The organism is bacterium (assembly GCA_020440705.1).
Classification (GTDB): domain Bacteria; phylum Krumholzibacteriota; class Krumholzibacteriia; order LZORAL124-64-63; family LZORAL124-64-63; genus JAGRNP01.
Genome location: JAGRNP010000025.1, coordinates 1 through 23,046 on the forward strand (window position 1 = coordinate 1; position 23,046 = coordinate 23,046).

The window sequence follows — 23,046 nt, forward strand, 5'->3', positions numbered from 1 at the left end:
TCGATGAAGCTATGCCAGTTTATAGACAAAAACAAGCACGCTATCTCTCGAACGCGACGGGGAGTCTACATTGCTGGAGTAAGGCGGCATATGGAGGCGCTTGCTGACCAACTGGATGCAACTGCTCTGAGTCGATTGGCATGGCTGTTTCTTCAGGAAGAGAATCAGGAGAAAGCACTTAAGTATGCCCGAATGGGGATGGAGAGAGATCCGATGCACGAACATTGCTTGCGGATTCTCGAGCGACTTGACGGCGGAGTTGCTTAGTTTTTTAGGAGAGCCCGCATCGAGGGCAAAGCTAAGTGGAAAGCGCTTTAACCTGACAAAGCAGTCTGTAGCGCCTCTGGTATGACTAGTTCCGCGCCGGCCAGATTTGCCGATGAAGCACAGAGTAAACCGGCCGATGAGGCAACAACATGCGAATTCACATCCTGATCACAGCCCTCCTCGCCACCCTGACCTGCTCCCCCACGCTCACCACCGCCGGCGTCGCCCTCGAATACACCGGCGGCCTCGCCGTCCCTGTCGGCGAGCTCAATGGTTTCTACAACCCGGGGATCTCCTTCGGCGCGTCCATGGTCGTCGCCCTCGTCCCCCATCTCGACATCGCGGCCAGTGCGGGGTACGGCAAGGTCGTGCTGAGCGAGGAGGCGGTGCAGGAGCATCTGCACATCTCCGACTACCAGCTGGCTTCCGGCGGCGACGTGTCCGCGCAGAGCATCGGTGCGGAGTTGAGATTGTCGTTCGGGGCTCCCGGCGAGTTCCAGTTCTGGGGGCTGGGCGGGCTCGGGCACTACCGGGTCCGGATCTCCGACCGCACCGAGATCATCGGGGGCGATCGGATGACCTACAACTTCCCGGACGAGAACCAGCTCGGCTCGGTCCTGGGCGCGGGGTTCACGTATCCGGCTCTCGAGGGGCTGGAACTCGGCGCCGAGGTCCGGGCCCACATGTTCTCCCTCGAGAACGAGTTGCGCGTCAACCGGGTCGACGAGTCGCGGACCATGCTGACCATCCGGTTCATGGTGCGGACGCCGCTGTAGGACTGGGTCCCGAGTCCGGGGGAGGTCGATGCGACACCCGCAAGAGGCCCTCCCCTAGTCGTTGTCGTTGATCACCCCGTTGGCCTGCGCCGGCGTCCCCACCCGGGCGTTCGTCGGGTTCGCTGCCACCCGCACCACGAACTGCTCGGTGTTCTCGAAGATCGCGTCGTCGATGGTCGACACGGTGATCGTGGTGTCGGCGGTGCCCGGCATCATCGAGAAGGGGCCGGTGCTCGAGGGCACGAAGTCGGCCGCGCCCTGGGTCGAGCCGTCGCTGAAGACCAGGTCGAAGAAGACCGGCACGATGGTCGGCGGGTCCAGGTGGATGGTGAACTGCATGTCCTGGCCCTCGGTCGCGGTGTCGCCGGCGGGGATGGTCAGCAGGGGCTGGTCGCCGTCCTGCACGAAGCCCGTGGCGGTGGCGGGCGCGCCGATGGCGCCGTTCACCGGGGAGATCAACGTGATCGTGAAGTCCTCGACGGCCAGCTCGGGGCCGTCCAGGGCCGTCGTCGGCACCGAAACCACCGTGCTCGAGGCGCCGGCGGGGATCGTGAACGGCCCGGTGCCCGTGTCGACGTAGTCGATGCCCGCGCCGGCGGCGGTGCCGTCGCTGAAGGCCACCTGGAACTGCACGTCGGCCTCGCTGGTCCAGGCCAGTTGCACCGTGAACGCCACCGCGTCGCCCTCGAGGGCCGTTGCGTCGCCGGCCAGGTAGAGCGGCGACGGGTCGGTGTCGGTGATCTGGCCCGTGGCGCTGTTGAAGGCGCCCAGGGTGGCGTTGACCGGGTTGATGACGGTGATCACGAAGTCCTCGACGGCGAGGTCGCCGCCGTCGCCGGCCACCGTGGGCGTCACCACCGCGAACGACGTGGCGCCGGCCGGGATCGTGAACGGGCCCGTGGCCGTGCTCACGATGTCGGTCAGCACGTTGGCGGTGCCGCTGGAGTACTGCACGCTGAAGGTGATGTCGGCGGTCGAGGCCGCGGTGAGCGACACGTCGAACACCAGGTTCGACCCCTCGGGACCCGTGTCGGGCGCGATGTTCAGGGCCGGGGCGTCGATGATCTGCATGTCGAGGGTTTCCACACCCAGGGCCACCCCCGCGCTCAGGATGCGCGCCTGCAGCGTCTCGACGGGCTCGCCGGCGAGCTGGTCGTCGAGGTAGGGCACGTCGAAGAAGAGTTCGGTGGTGAAGGGCGGCACCACGCCGCCGCCGGCCGCGGCGAAGGTGTAGTCGACGCCGGCGCCGCCGGAGTTGCCCTGGTCCAGGGCCAGCACGAAGCTGGTCGGGTCCTGGCGGGCGGTGGTCAGGAAGATGCGGAAGCGGTGCGTCGAGCCCTCGTTCTCGGCGAACACCGTCTGCCCCAGGTTGATCGACGGGAACTCGTTGTCCACCAGCAGGCAGAAGGGCGCCGAGCCGTCGTCGGCGATGCCGGCGTTGACCGGCGCCGTGAGCGAGAGCACGAAGGTCTCGTTGTCGTCGTCGTGGGCGTCGTCGAGGATCGGCACGTTGAAGGCCACGCCGGCGCTGCCCGCCGGCAGCACCACGGTGGCCGCGGTGGCGGTGTAGTCCACGTCGCCGGTGGCGGTCTGGTCGACGGTCGCGATGTGCACGGTCACGTCGGCCTGGCTGGTGACGGGGTTGCCCACGTCGTTCACCAGCGAGACGGTGAAGGCGGCCTGGGGGTCGACCTCGGTCACGGTCGCGTCGGTGACCACGATCTGCGGCTGGTCGGCGTCGGCCAGGGCGGCCAGGGCCTCCAGGCCCACGAACTCGGGCTCGGTGGCGGCGCTCACCCGTAGGCGGAAATACTCGACGGCGGCCTCGGCGGCGTTGTCCTGCATCAGGTCGACGCCGATCGAGTCGGCCGTCACGCCCGCGCGCAGGGTCCACGCCCGCGAGGTCTGGACGACGAAGTCGGGCCCCCCGCGCGCGTCTTCCTGGCCCAGGGCCGGCGCGATGCCGTCGCCGTCGACGGTGTTCAGGGTCAGCCCCACGTCGTGGTCGTAGGGGTGGGCCAGGCGCAGGCGGAACCACCCGCGCGAGGTGCCGTCGTTCATGGGCGCGGCGGTCAGGGTCACGGTCTGGGGGTCGTCGTCGGCGATGGTCAGGCTCGCCGTCACGCCGTCCCACGACGCGTTGCCCGACACGCCGGACAGCGTCGCGGTGAGCGTCTCGTCGGATTCGTGGAAGCCGTCGGGCACCACGGCCAGGGGCACGAAGCGCACCGTGCTGCCGGCGGGGATGCCGTACTCCTCGGCGAGGGCCGTGTAGTCGGCGCCCGCGGTGGCCGTGCCGTCGGCGGTCATCAGGGTGAAGACCACCGGCAGGGGCACGGCGAAGGGCAGGCTCACGCGGAAGCCGGCGCCGCCGGCGTCCTCGTCGGCCCCCACGCCCACCACGCTCAGGGTCACGCGGTCGTCGTCGACGATGGTCAGGTCGAGGCGGTTCGCCTCGCCCACCACCGCGTTGGCCACGGCGCTGATCAACACCTGGAAGTCCTCCGGATCCTCCATGAGCACGTCGTCCAGGGCCGCGATCGACACCGTCCGGCTCAGGGCGCCGCCGGGCGCGAACACCAGGTCGGTGTCCACGGCCACGAAGTCGGCCCCGCCGGTGGCGCCGTCGTCGCGGGTGGCCAGGTTCACCGTCACCGGCAGCACGCTCGAGCGGTCGAGGCTCACCACCACGTCGAGGCTGGTGGTGCCGGCCGACTCGACCAGGGTCGTGTTGCCGGGCACCGCGAGGGCCAGGCTCGCCGTGGGCGGCAGGGTGTCGTCGTAGAGCTGCACCGTCACCGCGGCGATGCCCGGGAAGGCGTCGTACACGGGGTCGGCCGAGGTGGCGGCGTGATCGAGGGTGAAGACCATGTTGTCGGCGTCGACCTGGTCGAGCTCGGCCCAGAGGCGGATCTCCTGCTCGGTGTTCCAGTCGGCCGGCGTGAAGACCAGGCTCACGGGGTCGACGTGGAACGACGGGTCGACCGGGCTCGCCGTCACGTCCACCGTCACGTCGGCCACCGGCTGCGAGAGCAGGCGCACGCGGTAGGTCTCGGCCACGGCGCCGCCCGTCGACTCGACCAGGGTCAGCGCGCTCTCGGACACGTGCACGCCCGCCGAGTCGTCGTCGACGATCACCACGGGCACCAGGCCGTCGCCGCCCTGGCCGTCGAAGTCCACGTCGCGCGAGACCACCGCCAGCGAGACGCTCGTGTATGCCGTCGCTTCGTCGATGCGGTCGTCCAGGGCGTGCACCGACACCGTGCGCGGCCGGGCCCAGTCGTCGTCGATGGGCACGATCACCACCGTGTCCGGCTCGGCCACGATCTGCGAGTCGTCGGCCGCCACCAGCACGCGCACCGTGTCGTCGGGCACCATCAGCAGGGACAGGCGGAAGGTGCGCGAGGCGCCGCCCTCGGCCAGCACCAGCGTGTCGGTGACCACCGCCAGGCGCTTCAGGCCGGGATCGTACAGGTCCCAGTCGTTGTCGGCGCGGTCGCAGGCCACGCCCAGCAGGCCCGCCAGGCCCAGGGCCAGCAGCAGCGGAATCAGGCGGTGTGCGCGGCGCGTCGTCATCTAGAACACCACCAGGCCCAGGGATGCGGTCGGCGCCAGACCCGACCAGAAGTCGTGCTGGTCGGTGTCGGCGGGGTAGTACACGGCGCCGGCCTCGAGCACGGCGCCCACCTCGAGCCCGCCGCCCGAGAGGAACATCTTGCGGAAATGCCCGCGCACGCCGACGCCGCGCAGGTGATAGGTGCGGTCGAGGTACTTCAGCACGTCGTGGCCGTCGTAGATGCCGCCGAGGCTGAGCACCGCCGCCACCCCGTAGTGGAGCACCTGCGACTGGCTCATGCGCGACAGGCCGTAGCTCACCTCCAGGCGGTGGAAGGTGACGTCGCCCGTGCGCCCGGGCGCCATGATCGACGCCGTCTCGTAGCGGTTCTGGCCGTAGCTGAGGGTGAGTTCGCGGCTGGTGACCCAGCCCTCGTCCCACACGTGGCGCTCGGGGTAGCCGTGGCGCCAGGTGAGGCCGAGCTGCCAGCCGGCGCTGGCGCCGATCACGCCCGCCTCGGGGTCCTCGCCGAAGCGGTCGCCGAGCTGGCCCACGATCTGGGCGGTGAAGAGCACGTCGGGGAACTTCAGCGGGTCGGGCTCCTCGATGGTGAAGGCGGCGCCGGCGCGCTCCTCCCAGACGGGGTTCAGGGTCACGTCGATGCGGAACTCCATGCGGCCCTGCGGGTCGCCCCGGAACTGGGGGTACACCAGGAACTTCTCGCAGTTGAGCACCTTGTCCCAGCCGCGGTCGTAGTCCTCGGGCACGAAGCGCCAGCCGCGGATCTCGTAGATCACGCGCACGTCCATGGTGTAGATCATCACCGTGTAGTCGCGGTCGGGCAGCAGGTCCTGGCTGTTGATGTTGAAGTGGCCGGGGAAGCCGCGGTCGATGTCGGCGTAGAGGCAGCCGTCGGCGTCGTCGAGGCAGAACTCGACCTCGCCGATGGGGATGAACTCGCCCTCGAGGTCCTGCACCGAGAACTGCAGGAAGCCCAGGCCGGGCCGCGCCGCCGCCGACCACGCCGGCAGGGCGGCAAGAAGTGCCGCGGCCAGGAAGATTCGGAATGTCGCGGCCGTCCCGGCGTGCCGGGCCGGACGGGGCAGTCTGGCGTGCATGGGGCCTCTCTCGGCGATTTCCGGTCGCTGGCGCCGCCCGGCGGCCTGTCCGGCGGGGGGCGCACGTCGGCGTATCGCAAGAGGCGTACCCCGGGCACGGGGAATCTTTAGGACAAGGAGAGGGGATGGCGGGAGCGTGGCGAGCGGGCGGCGGTCAGGGCATCTTTTCCGGCTTGCAGAGCCACTTCTTGTCGTTGGCGACCCGCCCGCAGTCCTTGCAGATGTATGTGGGCTCCTTGACGATCTCGATCAGCTTGTCGAGCTGCTTGACGTACTGGGCCTTGGTCCACTTGCAGATGGCTTTCGCCATGGTACCCCGCTTCCCGTCGGCGGCCCCGCGCCGCCGCCCGTTTCCCCGGATATCGGACCGGAGAACACCATGATTAATGTTTTGTAAATCCCCATCCGGGCAGCGCCCGAGCCCGACTCGCAGTATAGAATAGACGGGTTGGAATACCATGACCAGCGCCTATCGCCGGTCCCGGCCGCTGGGCGCAACGAATGCAGGTGCCATGAGCGAGAATGCCACTCCCGAAGCGGAAACGCCCCGCCCCGCGGCGCCGGTCGAGCCCCGCGACCGCTACCTGAACCGCGAGCTCGGCCTGCTCCAGTTCCAGTACCGGGTGCTCGAGGAGGTCATGGACCCGGCCAACCCCCTGCTCGAGCGGGTGAAGTTCCTCTCGATCCTGGGTTCGAACCTCGACGAGTTCTTCATGGTGCGCGTCGGCGGGCTGGTCATGCAGAAGCGGGCCGGCATCGTCGACTTCAGCATCGACGGCCAGGGCGCCGCCGAGCAGCTCGTCGCCATCCGCAAGGTGGCCTCCGACCTCATGGACCGCGCCCGCGACCACTGGCGCGACGTGCTGCAGCCCGCCCTCGCCGACGCGGGCATCCGCATCCTCGACTTCGCCGAGCTGAACGACAAGCAGGTGGGCCAGGTCGAGGCGTACTTCAAGCAGACCATCTTCCCGGTGCTCACGCCCCAGGCCGTCGACACCGGGCACCCCTTCCCCCACATCTCGAACCTGAGCCACAACCTGGCCGTGATCGTGCGCGACGAGGACGGCGAGGAGCGCTTCGCCCGCATCAAGCTGCCCTCGACCCTGCCCCTGCTCGTGCCCATCAAGCGCTCGAGCGGCGGCGAGCGGCGCGACGGCACCGTGCCCCACAACCACTGGTTCGTCTGGCTCGACCAGGTCATCGCCAACTACCTCGACGAGCTCTTTCCCGGCATGACCATCGTGCGCAGCCACGGCTTCCGCGTCACGCGCAACGCCGACATCGCCCTGCAGGACCTCGAGGCCACCGACCTGCAGGAGAAGATCGTCGAGAACATCCTCGTGCGGCGCTTCAGCCCCGTCATCTGCCTGGCCCTCGAGAAGGACGTCCCGGCCGACACGCGGCAGATCCTGGTCGACAACCTCGCCGTGAACCACAACGACATCTACGAGGTCGACCGGCCCCTGCCCATGGGCGGCCTGATGCAGCTGTACGACATCGACCGCTTCGACCTCAAGTTCGAGCCCGAGCCGCCGGTGACGCCGTCCAACCTGCGCGTCGACACCATGGAGGGCGACATCTTCGCGGCGATCCGCGAGCGCGACATCCTGCTGCACCACCCGTACGAGAGCTTCGATCCGGTGATCGAGCTCCTGAAGACCGCCTGCCGCGACCCCGAGGTGCTGGCCATCAAGCAGACGCTCTACCGCGTGGGCAACCGCTCGCCGGTTGTGAAGTACCTGCTCGAGGCGCGGCGCGAGCACCGCAAGCAGGTGACGGTGCTGGTCGAACTGAAGGCGCGCTTCGACGAGGAGAGCAACATCGGCTGGGCCAAGATGCTCGAGCGCGAGGGCGTGCACGTGGTGTATGGCCTGGTGGGCCTGAAGACCCACGCCAAGATGCTGCTGGTGGTGCGCCGCGAAGGCGAGGAGCTGCGCCGCTACGCCCACCTGGGCACGGGCAACTACAACCACACCACCGCCCGCCACTACGAGGACATCGGCCTGCTCACGTGCGACGACGGGATCGGCGCCGACATGACCGACGTCTTCAACTACCTGACGGGCTATTCGAAGCTGAAGGACTTCCGGCAGCTCCTGGTGGCGCCCCTGAACCTGCGCGAGAAGCTGGTGGACAAGGTGCGGCGCGAGATCGAGCACGCCCGCGAGGGCCGCGGCGGCCATCTCATCTTCAAGTTCAACTCGCTGGTCGATCAGCCCTTCATCGACCTGCTGTACGAGGCCTCCCAGGCCGGCGTGCGCATCGAGCTGATCATTCGCGGGCTGTGCTGCCTGCGGCCGGGCGTGCCGGGGCTGAGCGAGATCATCACGGTGCGCAGCATCCTCGGCCGGCACCTCGAGCACAGCCGCGCCTTCTGGTTCGCCAACGGCGGCGACGAGGAGGTCTACATCGGCAGCGCCGACATCATGACGCGCAACCTGAACCGCCGGGTCGAGACCCTGGCGCCGGTGCGCGACGAACGGCTGATCGCGCGCATCCGCGACGAGATCCTGTGGGCCGCGCAGCACGACAACGTGAAGGCGCGCCTGATGGACGCCGACGGGAACTACGCCCGCACCCGACCGCGGGCCAAGGAGAAACCCATCGACTCCCAGCAGTGGCTCTACCGACAGAGGAGCAAGTCCGTCCCATGAGCTTCACCACGCGACGCCTGTACTTCCTGCGCCACGGCCGCGCCGACCGCTCGGCCTACCTCGGCGACGACGACCGCCTGCGCCCCCTGACCGACGAGGGCCGCGAACGCATGGCCGCCCAGGCCGCCGCCCTCGCCGAACTCGACCTGGGGTGCGACGTGATCCTCACCAGCCCCCTGGCCCGCTGCCGCCAGACGGCCGACATCGTGGGCGAGGCCCTCGGCCTGGCCGACGAGGTGCACGAGGCCAAGGTGCTCGGGCCCGGGTTCGTGGTGAAGGACCTGAAGGACCTGCTCGACGGCTACGGCCACTGCGGCACGCTGATGCTGGTGGGGCACGAGCCCGACTTCAGCGAAGTGGTCTCGCGGTTGACGGGGGGCTCGAACCTGGTGCTCAAGAAGGGGGGCCTGGCGCGGGTCGACCTCTTCAGCGGCTTCTCCGGCCTGGCCGGCGACCTGATCTGGCTGATTCCGCCCAAGGTGTTGGCGCGCTGACGTTTGCGCCAGGCCGCGGCCGCTGCGACGGCGCTCAGCGGGCCGCCTGCGCCGCCGCCACCAGCGCGTCGAGCTCGGCGGCGTCGATGCCGAGGTTGGTGCCCGTCGTGCGGGCCGCCCGGATCCAGGGGTGGTCCAGCGGCACCATGTTGCGCACGCCCGCCACCTCGGTCAGGGGCACCGCCACCCCGTCGCCGCTCCGCTCCGCCACCATGACGTTGAAGGTCCCGCTCGCCATGAGCTCGACCGCCCGCGTGCCCAGCTTGGTGGCCAGCAGGCGGTCGCGCGCCGTGGGCGAACCGCCCCGCTGCACGTGGCCGAGGGCCGTCACGCGCGCCTCGGTGCGGGTCAGGCCCTGCACCTCGCGGGCGATGCGGCTGGCCAGCGACTCCTTGACCAGCTTGTAGCCGTCGAGGTCTTCGGGCAGTTCGGGCTCGGGCGGGAGCGCCGCCTTCTCGACCGCCTTCTGCGCCGAGCGTTCGGCCTCTTCGCGCGAGAGGGCGCCCTCGGCGATGGCCACGATGGAGAAGCGCCGTCCGAAGCGCCGCTGCCGGTCGAGCAGGTACTCGGCCACGGCCCCGATGTCGTAGGGGATCTCCGGGATCAGGATCACGTCGGCGCCGCCGGCCACGCCGCTGCCCAGGGCGATCCAGCCGGTGCGGTGGCCCATGGTCTCGACGAGGATGATGCGGTCGTGGCTGGTGGCCGTGGTGTGCAGCCGGTCGATGGCGTTGGTCGCGATCGACAGGGCGGTGTCGAAGCCGAAGGAGGCGTCGGTCAGGCCCACGTCGTTGTCGATGGTCTTGGGCAGGGTGATCACGTTCAGGCCGGCCTCGGCCAGCAGCAGCGCGTTCTTCTGGGTGCCGCCGCCGCCCAGGCACACGAGGCAGTCGATGCCCGCCGTGCGCGCGTTCTCGACCGCCGTGCCCACCATGTTCAGCACCTTGCCGCCCATGGGCATCTTGTTGGGCTTGTCGCGCGAGGTGCCCAGGATGGTGCCGCCCTGCGAGAGGATGCCGCTCATCTCGCGGTAGGCCAACGGCCGCATGCGGTTCTCGACCAGGCCGCGGAAGCCGTCCTCGATGCCCAGGACCTTCATGTCGTGGTCGTGGATCGCGGCCTTGGTCACGGCCCGGATGGCGGCGTTCAGGCCGGGGCAGTCGCCGCCGGCAGTGAGGATCCCGATGCAGCGGGGGATGCCGTTGTGGTCGGCCATGAGGTTCCTTCCGGAAGGCGACGGGGTACCGATCGCTGCTATCATAACGGGTACCGGGTCGAGCGTCCACGGCGTGCTGGGCCGGCAGGAAACGGGGAGAGGACATGGCACCCAGGCAACCACGACACCTCTTCGGCGCCGCCCACCCCGACGCCCCCCGCGAGTTCGCCGCGCGGACCGAGGCCCACCGGACCACCCACCGGGCGGCCCGGCTGCTGCGGCGGCGCTTCTTCGACACCTTCGACTGGCGCCTCCACGCCCGGGGCTGGGTGCTGACCCAGAACGTCAACGATCTCGTGCTGCGCGACCAGGCCGACGGCGCACGCGTGGCCCGCATCAAGGGCCTGACGACCCTGCCCTCCCGCTTCGTGCGCGACTGGCCCGACGGGCCGCTCAAGGACCTGGTCGCCCCCGTGGTCGGCGTGCGCGCCGTGCTGCATCTGGTCACCCTCGAGGGGCCCGCCCACACCGACCGCTGGGTCGATCCCAAGACCGGCCGCGCCTGGCTCATCGACCACCGCGACCTGCACCAGGTGCGCCGGGCCGCGACCCGTCCCTTCCTGCAGGTCGTGGCGGCCGCGCCCGCCGACGACCGCACCACCGGCGGCCACCGCCTGGCCCGCCTGCTGCGCAGCTGCGGCTACCGCACCATCGACCCGACCCTCTTCGTGCCGGCCATGGCCCGCGCCGGCCTCGAGCCCGGCGGCTACGCCAAGGGCTTCCGGCTCGACCTCGATCCCCGCCGGAGCGCCGGCGCCGCCGGGGCCGCCATCGCCATGGCGCTCGTCGGGCGCATGCGCGCCAACCGGCGCGGCCTCGAGCAGGACATCGACCCCGAGTTCCTGCACGACTTCCGGGTCGCGACGCGGCGGCTGCGCACCTGGGTGGCCGAGGCGCGGGGCCTGCTGCCCGCCCGCCTGCGCGACGAGGCCACTGATCTGCTGCGCGCCCTCGGCGGCGCCACCAACCGGCTGCGCGACCTGGACGTCTTCCTGCAGCAGCGCGACGACCTCGTGGCCCTGCTGCCCGCCGACCGCCACGACGAGGCCGAGCTCGTCTTCGCCCGCGCCGCCGACGCCCGCACCCTGTGCCGGCGCGAACTCGACGCGCGCCTGGCCGACCCCCACTTCCTGGCCGTGCTCGACTGGGCCGCCGCCCACCTCGGCGTCGAGGGCGCCAAGCCGCCGAAGCGGGCCCGGCGGCGGGTCGGGCCCGAGGCCGACCGCCTTCTGCTGCGCTCGTACGAGCGGCTGCGCGCCCGGGGCGACACCCTCGGCCCGCGGCCGGCCGCCGCCGACCTGCATCGCGTGCGCATCGCGGCCAAGCGCCACCGCTACGTGGTCGAATTCTTCGCGTCGCTGTACCGCGCCGACGCCGTGGGCGCGCACCTCGACCGCCTGCGCACCCTGCAGGACGTGCTCGGCGCCCACAACGACGCCGCCATGCAGCGCCGCGAACTGGCCCGTCTGGCCCCCGATCTCGCCGCGGCCGACGCGCTGACGACCGCCCTCGCCGCCCGGCAGGAGGCCGAGTGCGACCGCTTCGCCGCGGCCTGGGACGCCGTCGCGGGCAGGGGCTGCCGCAGGAAGCTGCGGCGACTGGTGCGCGGGCGACGCAAAAACGCGCGCTGACGCCGTTTCTGTTGAGCCAGACCCGCCTTTCTCCTACACTCACCCCCCTGCCGACCAACCACCGCGAACAAGGGGGAGTGCGCATGCGTTCGCACCACGTGCTGCTGTCGATCCTGCTCATCACCGCCACCGCCGCGACCGCCCAGACCGGCGACGCCGCCCGCAGCGTGTGCGGCTTCGAAGAGGCCGACGCCGCCCGCGGCGTCACCTGGGGCGGCGGCCCCGACGGCACCCTCGACCTCGACAGCGAGGTCTTCCACGACGGCGCCCGCGCCATGCGCCTGCGCCGCGACGCCGACAGCGCCCGCAGCTTCTCCGTCGTCACCCTGAACCTGCCCGCCGACCGCCAGGGCGAGATGATCGAGCTGCGCGGCTGGCTGAAGAGCGCGGACGTCGTGCAGTGGTTCGGCCTGTGGCTGCGGCAGGACGGCGCCAACGGCGCGGTGGGCTTCGACAACATGCAGTCGCGCGGCCTGCGCGGCACCACCGACTGGACCGAGTACCGCCTCCGCATGGCGCTTTCGCCCGAGGCGAAGAAGGTCGTCTTCGGCGCCCTCTTCGCCGGCACCGGCACCCTCTGGGCCGACGACCTGACCGTGTGGGTCGACGGCAAGCCGTGGGCCGAGGCCCCCCAGGCGGCGAAGGCCGTGACGATCATCGACACCGACCAGACCTACGCCGCCGGCTCGGGCTTCACGCTGCCCGCGCCCACCGACGCCCAGGCCGACCACCTGGCCCTGCTGGGGCGCGTGTGGGGCTTCCTGAAGTACCACCATCCGGCCGTGACCGACGGCAGCCGCCAGTGGGACTGGGCCCTGTTCGACGTGCTGCCCCGGGTGGCCGCCGCGCCCGACCTCGCCGCCGCCCAGGAGGTCTTGGCGGCATGGATCCGCGACCTCGGCCCGATTCCGCCCTGCGCCCCCTGCGCCCAGGCGCCCGACTCGGCCGCCGTGGCCCAGCCCGCCGACCTCGCCTGGCTCGACGACACGTATCTGCTCGGCTCCGGGCTCTCGGCCCTGCTGAAGGAGGTCCACGCGGCGCGGCCCGCCGACGGCGCCCAGTTCTGGGTCGACTTCGTGCCCAACGTCCGCAACCCCGACTTCGGCATCGAGCCGTCGTACTCCGACCTGACGGCCCTCGCCGACTTCGGCGCCGACGGCGGCTACCGCCTGCTCGCCCTGTTCCGCTTCTGGAACATCGTCGAGTACTGGTGCCCGAACCGCGCGATCATCGGCGAGGACTGGCCCTGGGAGCTGCGCCGCTTCGTGCCGCGCCTGCTCGCCGCCGACACCGTCGAGTCCTACGGCCTGGAGCTCGCCGCCCTCGTCGCGCGCCTGAACGACACCCACGCCCAGCTCGTCGGCAGCATGGGCATCCGGCCGCCGGGCCGCGAAGGCAAGGCGCCCTACCGCGTGCGGTGGATCGAGGAGCAGCCCGTGGTGTGGCGCGGCCTGACCCTGCCCGACGGCACGCGGCCCGACGCGCTGCAGCCCGGCGACGTGGTGCTCGCCGTGGACGGCCGGCCCTGGGCCGAGCTCTTCGCCGCGTGGGCCCCCTACTACTCGGCATCGAACGACGTCCAGCGCTTCGACGACCTGGCCGACGCCCTCATGCAGGGACCGCAGGGCGGGACGACCCTGACCATCCGGCGGGGCGACGACGAGCGGGAGGTCACCGTCGACCGCGTGAAGTTCGACGAGCTGGAGTACCGCGAGGCCTGGTGGCACACGCGGCCCGGCCCGGCCTTCCAGCTGCTCGACGACGGCGTCGCCTACCTGAAGCTCGAGGAGATCAAGCGCGACTCGGTGCAGACCTGGATCGAGCAGGCCCTGGCCGCCGACGCGCCCGGCCTCGTGCTCGACTGCCGCGCCTATCCCGGCGACTTCCCCATCTTCGCCGTGGGCGGCCGGCTCGTCGCCGAGAACACCCCGTTCGTCACCTTCACCCGCGCCGATCCGGCCAACCCCGGCGCCTTCCTCTGGGTCGAGGGCCCGCGACTGCAGCCCATGACGCCCCACTTCGACCGGCCGGTGGTGGTGCTCGTCGACGAGGCGAGCCAGAGCTCGGCCGAGTACCACGCCCTCGCGTGGCGCGCCGCGCCGCAGGCCGTCGTCATCGGCGGCACCAGCTCGGGCGCCGACGGCAACGTGTCGCGCTTCGTCTTCCCGGGCAACGAGACGTCCATGATCAGCGGGATCGGGGTGTACGACGCCGCGCGCCGCAACACCCAGCGGGCGGGCATCGTGCCGGACATCCGGGTGGAGCCGACCATCGCCGGCGTGCGGGCCGGGCGCGACGAGGTGCTCGAGGCCGCGCTGGCGAACATCCACCAGCGGGCGGGGCGCTAGAACGAACCGGACCCCGGCGGCGCGGCCGGGGTCCGGATCCCTTCAGCGGCAGACCGCGAGCGGCACCCGTCAGCCGGTGCGCAGCTGGAGCCCGCTCTCGTGGGCCAGCACGCCGCGGCGCACCAGGTCGGCGGCCATGCGCTCGCGCAGGTCGCCGGGGTCGGCCCCCAGATGCAGCGAGAAGCGCGATTCGCCCCGGCGGGGCTCGGCCGCCACCAGGCCGCGCCCGTGGCGGAACACGCCGAACTCGCTCGCCCGCGTCGCCAGCACGTAGGGCACGGGCTCCAGCCCGTCGCGGATCTTCACCCACAGCAGATCGTCGACACGGTCGGCCCGCAACGCGAAGTCGTCGTCGAGCCGACCCGCCGCACGCAGGGCCTGGGCCACCTGGCTGCGCAGCTGCAGCACCTCGGCGCCGCCGGTGCGCTCGATCTCGCGGCGACCGCTGGCGGCGTAGGTGTAGATGGCGTCGCCGTCGGCGGTGGGGAAGACCGGCGCCCAGAACTCGTGCTCCTCGCGCCGGCTCGGGCGCTTCTTCAGGTAGAACAGCGGCCGCACCAGGGCCAGCGTGCGTGCCGACACGCCGCGCACGTGCAGCACGTCGCTCTTGCCGGGCGCGCCCAGCTCGCCCACCGCATGCAGGTACTCCGTCAGGTGGTCGCGCACCTTGGCCAGCTCGACGTGCCGGAACACCGGACCGCCCGGCGTGGCGGCCACCACCTCGTCGCCCACCGTGTAGACCGGATAGTGCCGGCGCGAGCGCCGGGCCACGAAGACGTAGGTCGGCAGGCGGGCCGCGTTGGTCAGGCCCCGCAGCAGGCGCCCCACCGGCTCGACCAGGCCCGAGGGCCCGGCCGCCTCCACGCGCCAGCCGCAGACCTCGGCGTTGTAGGCCCGCCCCTCGCCCCACGTCTCGTGGACCGGGATGTCGACGACGTTGCGGCGGCGCACCAGTTCCTCGGCCAGATCGGCGCGCAGGGTCCACGGCGCGGAGCCGTCGTGGCGGGTGACGTTGCGGCGCAGGGTGATCTCCATGGCGGCCCTCCTAGTGTCCGGCGTCGGGCGCCGGCATCATGACGCGCCGCCCCGGCTCGGCCTGCACCACGCGGTCGCCGAACTCGGGGTAGCTGATGGTGCCGTGCTCGGTCAGATCGAGGCCCTCGAGCTCTTCGCGGGCCGACACGCGCAGCCCGATGGCCGCGTCGGTGAGGCGGAACAGGGTGTAGCCCGTGCCGAAGGCCCACGCGCCCACGGCGCCCACGCCCACGGCCTGCACGCCGAGCTGGGCGAAGCCGCCGCCGTAGAACAGGCCGGCCACCGCGCCCATGCCCGTCAGCTCGCCCGCCGCCGGCGCGGCGAACAGGCCCACCGCCAGGGTGCCCCAGGCGCCGCTGAAGGCGTGCACCGCCACGGCGCCCACGGGGTCGTCGATCTTCCACACGCGCTCCATGAGCACGAGCGCGTACACCAGCACCGGTCCGGCCACCAGGCCGATGGCCAGGGCGCCGGCCGGCGTCACGCTGGCGGTGCCGGCGGTGATGGCGACCAGTCCGGCGAGGGCGCCGTTGAGGGCCATCTCGGTCGAGGGCCGCCCGGTGCGCATCCAGTTGATGAGCAGGGCCGAGACGGCGCCGGCCGCCGCCGCCAGGTTGGTGGTCACGGCGATGTAGCCGATGCCGGCGTTCATGCCGCTGAGGGTGCTGCCGGCATTGAAGCCGAACCAGCCGAACCAAAGGATGAACACGCCGAGGGCCGCGAGGGTGAGGCTGTGGCCGGGAATGACGTTGGCCGTGCCGTCCTGGTTGAAGCGGCCGATGCGCGGGCCGAGCACGAGCGCGCCCGCCAGGGCGGCCCAGCCCCCCACGCCGTGCACGATGGTCGAGCCCGCGAAGTCGATGAAGCCCAGCTTCGCCAGCCAGCCGCCGCCCCACAGCCAGTGGCCGCTGATGGGGTAGATCAGCCCCACCAGCACCACGCTGTAGACCAGGTAGGCCGAGAACTTCAGACGCTCGGCGACGGCGCCCGAGACGATGGTGGCCGCGGTGGCGGCGAAGACGAGCTGGAAGAGGAAGCCCGCCCACTCGCCGGCCCCCTCGGCGGTGAAGGTCAGGTTGCGCAGCAGGAAGTTGTCGGTGCCGATCAGGCCCGCGGCCGAGGCCCCGTACATGAGCCCGTAACCCACCGCGAAGTACAGGATGCTGCCCACGCAGAAGTCCATGAGGTTCTTCATGAGCAGATTGGCGGCGTTCTTGGCGCGGGAGAAGCCGCTCTCGACCATGGCGAAGCCGGCCTGCATGAAGAAGACGAGGAAGGCGGCCAGCAGCAGCCAGATCATGTCGATCTGGCTGGTGACCGCGGCCAGGTCGGGGGCGGGGGCTTCACTGGCGGCGCCGGCGGGCGCTGCCGCCAGCAGGATCGCCGCAACGGCGGAGGCGGGAACGAGGGGCTTGCTCGACATGGCGTTACTCCCGTGCTGGGGACCGGCGGCGCGACGCCGGCACCGACAAATCGCCCTGGAAAAGGCGCACCGCCGACCCGGATCTCTGGGGCGGCGGCCTACACGGAGTCATTATAGACCAAAACGCGATCGATTTAACGAAAAAATTTAAGTAATTGGCAACATGGTCAAATTTTTGACGCCATTTAGCCTAAATCACAATCCAAATAAGACTAAATTGGCCACGCGTCAAACCATGTCGAATCCCAGCTCTCGCAGCGGCGGCGAGGTCGTCTCCTCGGCCAGCAGCTCCGCCACGGTGGAGCGGGCGAACGCGTCCTCCATTTCGCCCATGGCCTTGTCCAGCCGCCCGTGCAGGGGGCAGAGGCGGTTGGCGTGGCCCTTCAGGTGAAGCGGGCACGCGTGGATGCGCTGGATCGGATCGACTGCGCTGATAACGTCGAGAACCGACAGGGAGGCCGGATCCCGGTCCAGGCGAAACCCCCCCGTCCGACCGGGGCTCGAGCTGACGATCCCGGACCGCGCCAGGATCTGCAGCACCTTCGACAGGTACCCCGGCGGAATCTGAACCGCATCGGAAATCGCTTTGGTGCCAAGCGCTTCGGTGGGATGGCCGGCCAGCCAGATGACCGCCCGCAGGGCGTATTCCGCCGTTCTCGAGATCGTCATGTCCGTCGCCTCCTCGGTTGCCGCAATTCTAATCAAACTAGACCTTGACGTCCAGGTTTACGTTGTACAAACTTAAACCTGGATGTTGAGGTATTGGTTTCCAACCCCCGAAGGAGCTGTCATGACCACCGGAACGGAGAAGACGGTCGGGACCTGGGTCGCCGAACGTCTGGGCCGCCACGCGGTCTTCGCGCACTACGGCATCGACTTCTGCTGCGGCGGCGCCACCCCGCTGGCCGTCGCCTGCCGCGACGCCGGCCACGACGCCGACGAGGTCCTCGCCGCCCTCGCCGCGGACGACCGGGCCGCCGCGACCCGCGTCGACCCCGGCACGGCCGACTGGACCCGGGTTCCCCTGGCGGCCCTCTGCGACCACATCGAGTCGACCCACCATACGTTCATGAAGTCGATCCTGCCGCGCATCGCCCAGCTGCTGGGCAAGGTCGTCGACGCCCACGGGACGCATCACCCCGAACTCGCCGATGTCGCCGGCGTCTTCGCCGACCTGCGCGGGGAGATCTCAGACCACCTGGCGAAGGAAGAGCAGGTCCTCTTCCCGCTCATCCGGCGCATGGAGACTACGGGCGAGGTGCCCCGGGCCCACTGCGGATCGGTCGGCAACCCCATCCGGGTCATGGAGCACGAGCACGACCGGGCCGGCGAGGCCCTGCGTCGCCTGCGGGAACTGACCGGAGGCTACGAGGCGCCCGCCGACGGCTGCACCACCTACCGGGCGCTCATGGCGGACCTGGCCGAGATGGAGAGCGACCTCCATCTGCACATCCACAAGGAGAACAACATCCTCCACCCCCGGGCCCGGCGCCTGGAGGACGAACTGGCCGCCCGCGACGGCCGGAAGGGAAACGCGTGATGGACACCCGCAAACTCTGGCTCACCTTCGCCGCGATCATCGTCGGCTCGTTCGCCGTCCTCGGCTGGTTCGGCCGCGAGATCTACCGCCAGGCCCCGCCTGTCCCGGCGCGGGTCGTGACCACCGACGGCACCGTCCTCTTCACCGGCGACGACATCCGCGACGGGCAGAACGTCTGGCAGTCGACGGGCGGGCAGGAACTGGGCACGGTCTGGGGACACGGTTCGTACGTGGCGCCGGACTGGTCGGCCGACTGGCTGCACCGCGAGGCCGTGCACATCCGTGACGCCTGGTCGCGCCGCGACTACGGCGTGCCGTTCGACCGGCTCGACCCCGAACGCCAGGCCGGACTCGAAGTGCGCCTGCAGGACGAACTGCGCGCCAACACCTACGATCCCGCCACCGGCGACCTGGTCGTCACGCCGGATCGCGCGGCCGCCATCGCGGCCGTGGGTGGCCACGTCAAGTCGTTGTTCGGCGACGACCCCGCCGGGGCCGGACTGCGCGACGCCTACGCCATGCGCACCCCCACCGTGGTCGGCGCCGATCGGCTCGACGACCTGGCCACGTTCTTCTTCTGGGCGTCGTGGGCCTGCGTCACCGAACGGCCCGGCTCGGACGTGACCTACTCCAACAACTGGCCCCCCGACACCACCGTGGGCAACCGGCCCACCGGGTCGCTGATCCTGTGGACCGGATTCTCGGTGATTCTGCTCCTGGCGGGGATCGCCGCCCTGGCGTGGTACTACGCCTCCCACCGCGACCACGAGCTCGACCCGGCCACCCTGCCGGCCGAGGATCCCCTCACGGCGCTGCGGCCGACGGCCTCGATGAAGGCGACGCTGAAGTACTTCTGGGTCGTGACGGCGTTGATCGTCGTCCAGGTCGTCATGGGCGCGGTGACCGCCCACTACGGCGTCGAGGGTTCGGGCTTCTACGGGCTGGACCTGAACAGCATCCTGCCCTACAGCGTCTCGCGGACCTGGCACGTGCAGCTGGGGATCTTCTGGATCGCCACGTCCTGGCTCGCGACCGGGCTGTTCATCGGTCCGGCCGTCTCCGGCCACGAGCCCCGCTTCCAGCGCCTTGGCGTGAACGTCCTCTTCGGCGCCCTGCTCGTCGTCGTGGGCGGCTCCCTCACCGGCCAGTGGCTGGGCGTGATGCAGAAGCTCGGCCTGATGGAGAACTTCTGGTTCGGCCACCAGGGCTACGAGTACGTCGACCTCGGCCGGCTCTGGCAGATCCTGCTGCTGGTGGGTCTGGTGCTGTGGCTCGTGCTGATGGTGCGCGCGCTGCTGCCGGCCCTGCGGCGCAACGACGACAACAAGCCCCTGCTCACCATGCTCGTGATCTCGTGCGTGGCCATCGCCGCCTTCTACGGTGCGGGCCTGATGTGGGGCCGCCAGACCAACCTGGCCATGGCCGAGTACTGGCGCTGGTGGGTGGTGCACCTGTGGGTCGAGGGGTTCTTCGAGGTCTTCGCCACCGTTGTCATCGCCTTCCTCTTCGTGCGCCTGGGGCTGCTGCCGGTGCGCCTGGCCACGGCGGCGTCGCTGTTCTCGACGAACGTGTTCCTCGCCGGCGGGATCATCGGCACGTTCCACCACCTCTACTTCACCGGCACCCCGACGGCGGTGCTCGCGCTGGGCGCCACCTTCTCGGCCCTCGAGGTGGTGCCGCTGGTGCTGCTCGGCTTCGAGGCCTACCACAACCTGCAGATCAGCCGGGCCACAGAGTGGCTCCGGGCCTACAAGTGGCCCATCTACTGCTTCGTGGCGGTGGCCTTCTGGAATCTGGTCGGGGCCGGCATCTTCGGCTTCCTGATCAACCCGCCCATCGCGCTCTACTACATGCAGGGCCTGAACACGACGCCGGTGCACGGGCACACCGCCCTGTTCGGGGTGTACGGCATGCTCGGCATCGGGCTCATGCTCTTCGTCCTGAAGGGCCTGGCCGCCCGGCGGGTCTGGAAGGACGGGGTGATCCGCTTCGCCTTCTGGTCCATCAACATCGGCCTGGCGCTGATGGTCCTGCTCAGCGTGCTCCCGGTCGGGCTGGCCCAGACGCTGGCCAGCGTGAAGCACGGCCTCTGGTATGCCCGTTCGGCGGAGTTCATGCAGCAGGACTACCTGCAGACCCTGCGCTGGCTGCGGGTGATCGGCGACACCGTCTTCGCCGTGGGCGTGCTGGCCCTCGGCTGGTTCGTGGCCGGCCTGAAGACCGGCTGGTCGGTGCAGCGGGAGTTCGACCTGCCGGAGGCCGGTGGCCCGGCGACGGCTCCGGACCGGGTCGGCGCCTGACGGTTCCGGACCGGCCATGGTCGCGTCCGGAGGGGGCGGGGTCCGATGGGGTGGACCTCGCCCCCTTTCCGATCCACGGTGGAGTCGATCCGGCTTCCGTGCTAGAAATCGTGCACGGAGGTCGACCATGCGTGCAGTGTCCCCGTTTCGATGCCACCGGATCGCGTTCCTGGCCTGCGTCCTCGTTCCCGTGCTGGCAGGGCCGGCGGCGCCCCCCGCCGCCGCCCAGGCCATCGATCGCGACGCCTACCTGACCTACGTGCCCCTGGAGTATCCGCCCCTGGTGGCCCGGCCCCGGGCGAACGTCGACTTCGCGCTCTTCGGCGACCCGGCCGCCCCGGGCTTCATCGACGTCGATCCCCGCGACGGCATCGACGACCGCCGCGGCCGGCGCCTGCACGAGCTGGCCGCCCGCTTCGGGCCGATCATGGTCGCCAACACCACGAACCTGCCCATGGACTTCCGGCGCTTCATGGCCGACAGCCGCTCGTTCAACCTCTACGTCGACACCTGGAGCCTGGCCGGCGGCGCCCCGGCGCGGGTGCGCAGCCGGGAGATCGCCCTCGGCGACATCGTCGACGCGCCGTGCGGCGACACGGCGGCCGCCGAACACGACCCCGCCGGCGACTGCCTGCTGCTCGACCTGCTCGAGCGCTACCATCCGGAGCATCCGGACTGGCCGCGGCTGGCGCCCCGCGTGGTCGACGCCGACGAGAACTTCGAGGTGATGTTCTTCGACTTCCCCGGCGAGGATCCGGAGACCTGGAAGGCGGAGTTCGAGAACGAGTTCTCCCGGCTGCTGCCCGAGCGCTACCACGACTACCTGAAGGTCTTCATGCACCCGTTCATCCAGGAGCACCGCACGGGCCCCCGCGCCGAGCCGCGCTACGAACTCGTGCTGCAGTACTACTTCTTCTATCCGACCAACGACGGCGGCAACGACCACGAGGGCGACTGGGAGCACATCAACGTGTCGGTCACGCCGCACGGGAGCCACGACCGCCTGCTGCGCGCCGCAGAGCTGCAGACCATCCTCGACGGCACGGGCGACGACAACGAGCTGGTCATCCGGTACATCGACTACTACTTCCACCACCAGGTGTACCGCATGGACTTCACCCGGCCCGACGCGTACGCCGCGCGCGAGGCCTGGGAGCGGCAGGTCGAGGACATCGCGCCCGAGCTCTACAACGAGAGGCGCACCTGGCGCGCCATCCGCCGCGTGGCCTGGTGGGACGACAAGGAGACGGTGGTCAACACCCACCCCATCTGCTACATCGGCGCCGACAACAAGGGCCTCGACCAGCTGCTCTCGCCGCCCGGCGGCACGAACCGCGACTCGCACGGCACCTACCCCTTCACCGGCCTCTACAAGGACATCGGACCGGGCGGCGCCACCGAGCAGATCAACGCCTTCTTCGACGGCCGGAAGTGGTACCGGCGGCACGGCGGCGACGTGAGCGGCAGCGACCAGCAGAAGTTCGGCCGCGGCCACGCCGTGCCCTACACGACCCGCAAGCGCATCGAGGTGGTGCCCGACTGGGAGTGCGTGCTCGAACCGGTGCTGACCGACGTGGAGATGCGGCGCGACTGGTTCTGGCTGCTGCTGCCGGTGCGCTGGGGGTATCCGGCCACGCAGAGCCCCTTCGCGGGCGTCGTGGCCCACGCCGAGACCGGCAACCTGTCGCCCTTCGGCCCCAACAGCCAGCCCCACTGGAACCGCGTGGGCGGCGACGGCGGCTCGCACCGCTACGAGCCCCACAGCTTCGAGACCCTCTTCCCCCTGGGCCTGCAGGACTCGTTCGTGAACAGCTGGGGCTACCTGAACCTGACCCTGCCGGTGATCGCCTCGGTGCCGCCCATCGACTTCGCCTGGCGCCTGGTGGCCTACCCGTTCCGCCGGGCCCTGCAGCGCAACGACCCGGTGTTCTTCCCGACGGAGAAGATCCCGTCGCGCCTGGTCGGGCTCACCGCCGGCTTCAGCCGCTCGCAGTTCAACGAGGAGGTCGCCCTGCTCGTGCTGAACGGCGATCCGGGAATCGAACAACTCGTCATGTTCGCCATCACCGAGCCCGACGGCCTGGTCTCGGCGGCGGCCGACGTGCCCCCCGCCGAGCACTGGTGGTGGCAGATCAGCTTCTACCTCGGCGACCGCTTCTCGACCCAGAACACCCTGCTCCACTCGCGCAGCGATCTGCGCATCAACGCCGTCGGCCGCACCGGCACGAGCCACACCGCCGCCACCGAGCTGAACCTCTGGGAATACGCGGGCAGCTTCCGCTACGACCTGACCGGCCGCGCCCTGCGCCCGTTCCTCAAGCTCGGCTACGGCTGGACCTGGTATCGCGCCGAGAACGGCCGCTTCGACGGCATCCCTCTGACCTCGCCGGACGGCCGCTGGCTCTCGCAGCCGTCGTTCGACTCGCTCGGCGACCTGCTCCCAAGCAGCTGGCACTGGGGCGCCGGCCTGGAGCTGGTCAGCTACCGCAGCGGGGCGCCGTTTCCCGGCGGCATCGACTTCAGCCTGGTCGCCGAGGCCACCCGCACCCACGCCTCGCTCGACGTCGACACCTGGCTGCTGATCGACCAGAGCAGCAACAACTTCCAGGACTCGGTGATCCAACAGGTGGGCATGGACCGCTGGACGTTCAGCCTCGGCCTGACGATGGGGTTGTAGCGGGGAGCGAT

The 23,046-nt window shown here is 70.5% G+C and carries 16 protein-coding genes; 9 read left to right on the plus strand and 7 right to left on the minus strand.

Features of this window, described 5'->3' with window-relative positions; all coding sequences use genetic code 11:
- Together KDM41_05950 and KDM41_05955 are read left to right on the plus strand one after the other, a co-directional pair.
- Positions 1-267: hypothetical protein (locus tag KDM41_05950; GenBank protein ID MCB1182957.1), on the plus strand; the 267-nt coding region annotated here is incomplete at its 5' end.
- 149 nt (positions 268-416) lie between these two features.
- Positions 417-1,043, plus strand: coding sequence for a hypothetical protein (locus tag KDM41_05955; GenBank protein ID MCB1182958.1), 627 nt, complete (start codon positions 417-419; stop codon positions 1,041-1,043).
- A 54-nt stretch (positions 1,044-1,097) separates the two neighbouring features.
- On the opposite strand, the gene KDM41_05960 is transcribed toward KDM41_05955, so the two are convergent.
- The 3 genes from KDM41_05960 to KDM41_05970 form a co-directional block, all read right to left on the minus strand.
- Positions 1,098-4,619: a hypothetical protein gene (locus KDM41_05960; GenBank protein ID MCB1182959.1), complete on the minus strand. Its 3,522-nt coding sequence runs from the start codon at positions 4,617-4,619 to the stop codon at positions 1,098-1,100.
- Complete coding sequence (locus tag KDM41_05965; GenBank protein ID MCB1182960.1) at positions 4,620-5,717, minus strand: hypothetical protein; 1,098 nt, start codon at positions 5,715-5,717, stop codon at positions 4,620-4,622.
- Between the two features lie 154 nt (positions 5,718-5,871).
- On the minus strand, positions 5,872-6,027 hold the full coding sequence (locus KDM41_05970; GenBank protein ID MCB1182961.1) for a hypothetical protein: 156 nt from the start codon (positions 6,025-6,027) through the stop codon (positions 5,872-5,874).
- A gap of 202 nt (positions 6,028-6,229) precedes the next feature.
- Between KDM41_05970 and ppk1 the strand changes: the two genes are divergently transcribed.
- The gene (gene ppk1, locus KDM41_05975; GenBank protein MCB1182962.1) at positions 6,230-8,371 is read left to right on the plus strand and encodes a polyphosphate kinase 1; all 2,142 of its coding nucleotides are present in this window, start codon (positions 6,230-6,232) and stop codon (positions 8,369-8,371) included.
- Positions 8,368-8,865 carry a phosphohistidine phosphatase SixA gene (gene sixA, locus KDM41_05980; protein ID MCB1182963.1) on the plus strand — a complete coding sequence of 166 codons (498 nt, stop codon included), beginning with the start codon at positions 8,368-8,370 and terminating at the stop codon, positions 8,863-8,865. Before ppk1 ends, sixA begins: the two co-directional genes overlap by 4 nt.
- A gap of 34 nt (positions 8,866-8,899) precedes the next feature.
- On the opposite strand, the gene KDM41_05985 is transcribed toward sixA, so the two are convergent.
- On the minus strand, positions 8,900-10,081 hold the full coding sequence (locus KDM41_05985; protein ID MCB1182964.1) for a 6-phosphofructokinase: 1,182 nt from the start codon (positions 10,079-10,081) through the stop codon (positions 8,900-8,902).
- Between the two features lie 104 nt (positions 10,082-10,185).
- Here KDM41_05985 and KDM41_05990 point away from each other — a divergent pair, with 104 nt between their 5' ends.
- Both KDM41_05990 and KDM41_05995 read left to right on the plus strand, forming a co-directional pair.
- Positions 10,186-11,712 (plus strand): CHAD domain-containing protein, encoded by a 1,527-nt coding sequence (locus tag KDM41_05990; GenBank protein ID MCB1182965.1) that lies wholly within the window; start codon positions 10,186-10,188, stop codon positions 11,710-11,712.
- 83 nt (positions 11,713-11,795) lie between these two features.
- A complete protein-coding gene (locus KDM41_05995) occupies positions 11,796-14,060 on the plus strand; it encodes a hypothetical protein (protein ID MCB1182966.1) in 2,265 nt (754 codons plus the stop codon).
- Between the two features lie 69 nt (positions 14,061-14,129).
- Here KDM41_05995 and KDM41_06000 read toward each other — a convergent pair whose 3' ends face one another.
- The 3 genes from KDM41_06000 to KDM41_06010 all read right to left on the minus strand — a co-directional run bounded on the left by KDM41_06000 (position 14,130) and on the right by KDM41_06010 (position 17,187).
- Positions 14,130-15,095, minus strand: coding sequence for a hypothetical protein (locus KDM41_06000; GenBank protein ID MCB1182967.1), 966 nt, complete (start codon positions 15,093-15,095; stop codon positions 14,130-14,132).
- A 10-nt stretch (positions 15,096-15,105) separates the two neighbouring features.
- Entirely contained in the window at positions 15,106-16,518 is a 1,413-nt protein-coding gene (locus KDM41_06005) for an ammonium transporter (protein ID MCB1182968.1), read from the minus strand.
- A 228-nt stretch (positions 16,519-16,746) separates the two neighbouring features.
- Positions 16,747-17,187, minus strand: a complete 441-nt coding sequence (locus KDM41_06010) for an Rrf2 family transcriptional regulator (protein ID MCB1182969.1) — start codon at positions 17,185-17,187, stop codon at positions 16,747-16,749.
- A gap of 121 nt (positions 17,188-17,308) precedes the next feature.
- Between KDM41_06010 and ric the strand changes: the two genes are divergently transcribed.
- The 3 genes from ric (at position 17,309) to KDM41_06025 (ending at position 23,035) form a co-directional block, all read left to right on the plus strand.
- On the plus strand, positions 17,309-18,058 hold the full coding sequence (gene ric, locus KDM41_06015) for an iron-sulfur cluster repair di-iron protein (protein MCB1182970.1): 750 nt from the start codon (positions 17,309-17,311) through the stop codon (positions 18,056-18,058).
- Positions 18,058-20,358, plus strand: coding sequence for a nitric-oxide reductase large subunit (locus KDM41_06020; GenBank protein MCB1182971.1), 2,301 nt, complete (start codon positions 18,058-18,060; stop codon positions 20,356-20,358). Before ric ends, KDM41_06020 begins: the two co-directional genes overlap by 1 nt.
- A gap of 127 nt (positions 20,359-20,485) precedes the next feature.
- A complete protein-coding gene (locus KDM41_06025; protein MCB1182972.1) occupies positions 20,486-23,035 on the plus strand; it encodes a hypothetical protein in 2,550 nt (849 codons plus the stop codon).
- Positions 23,036-23,046 lie beyond the last annotated feature (11 nt).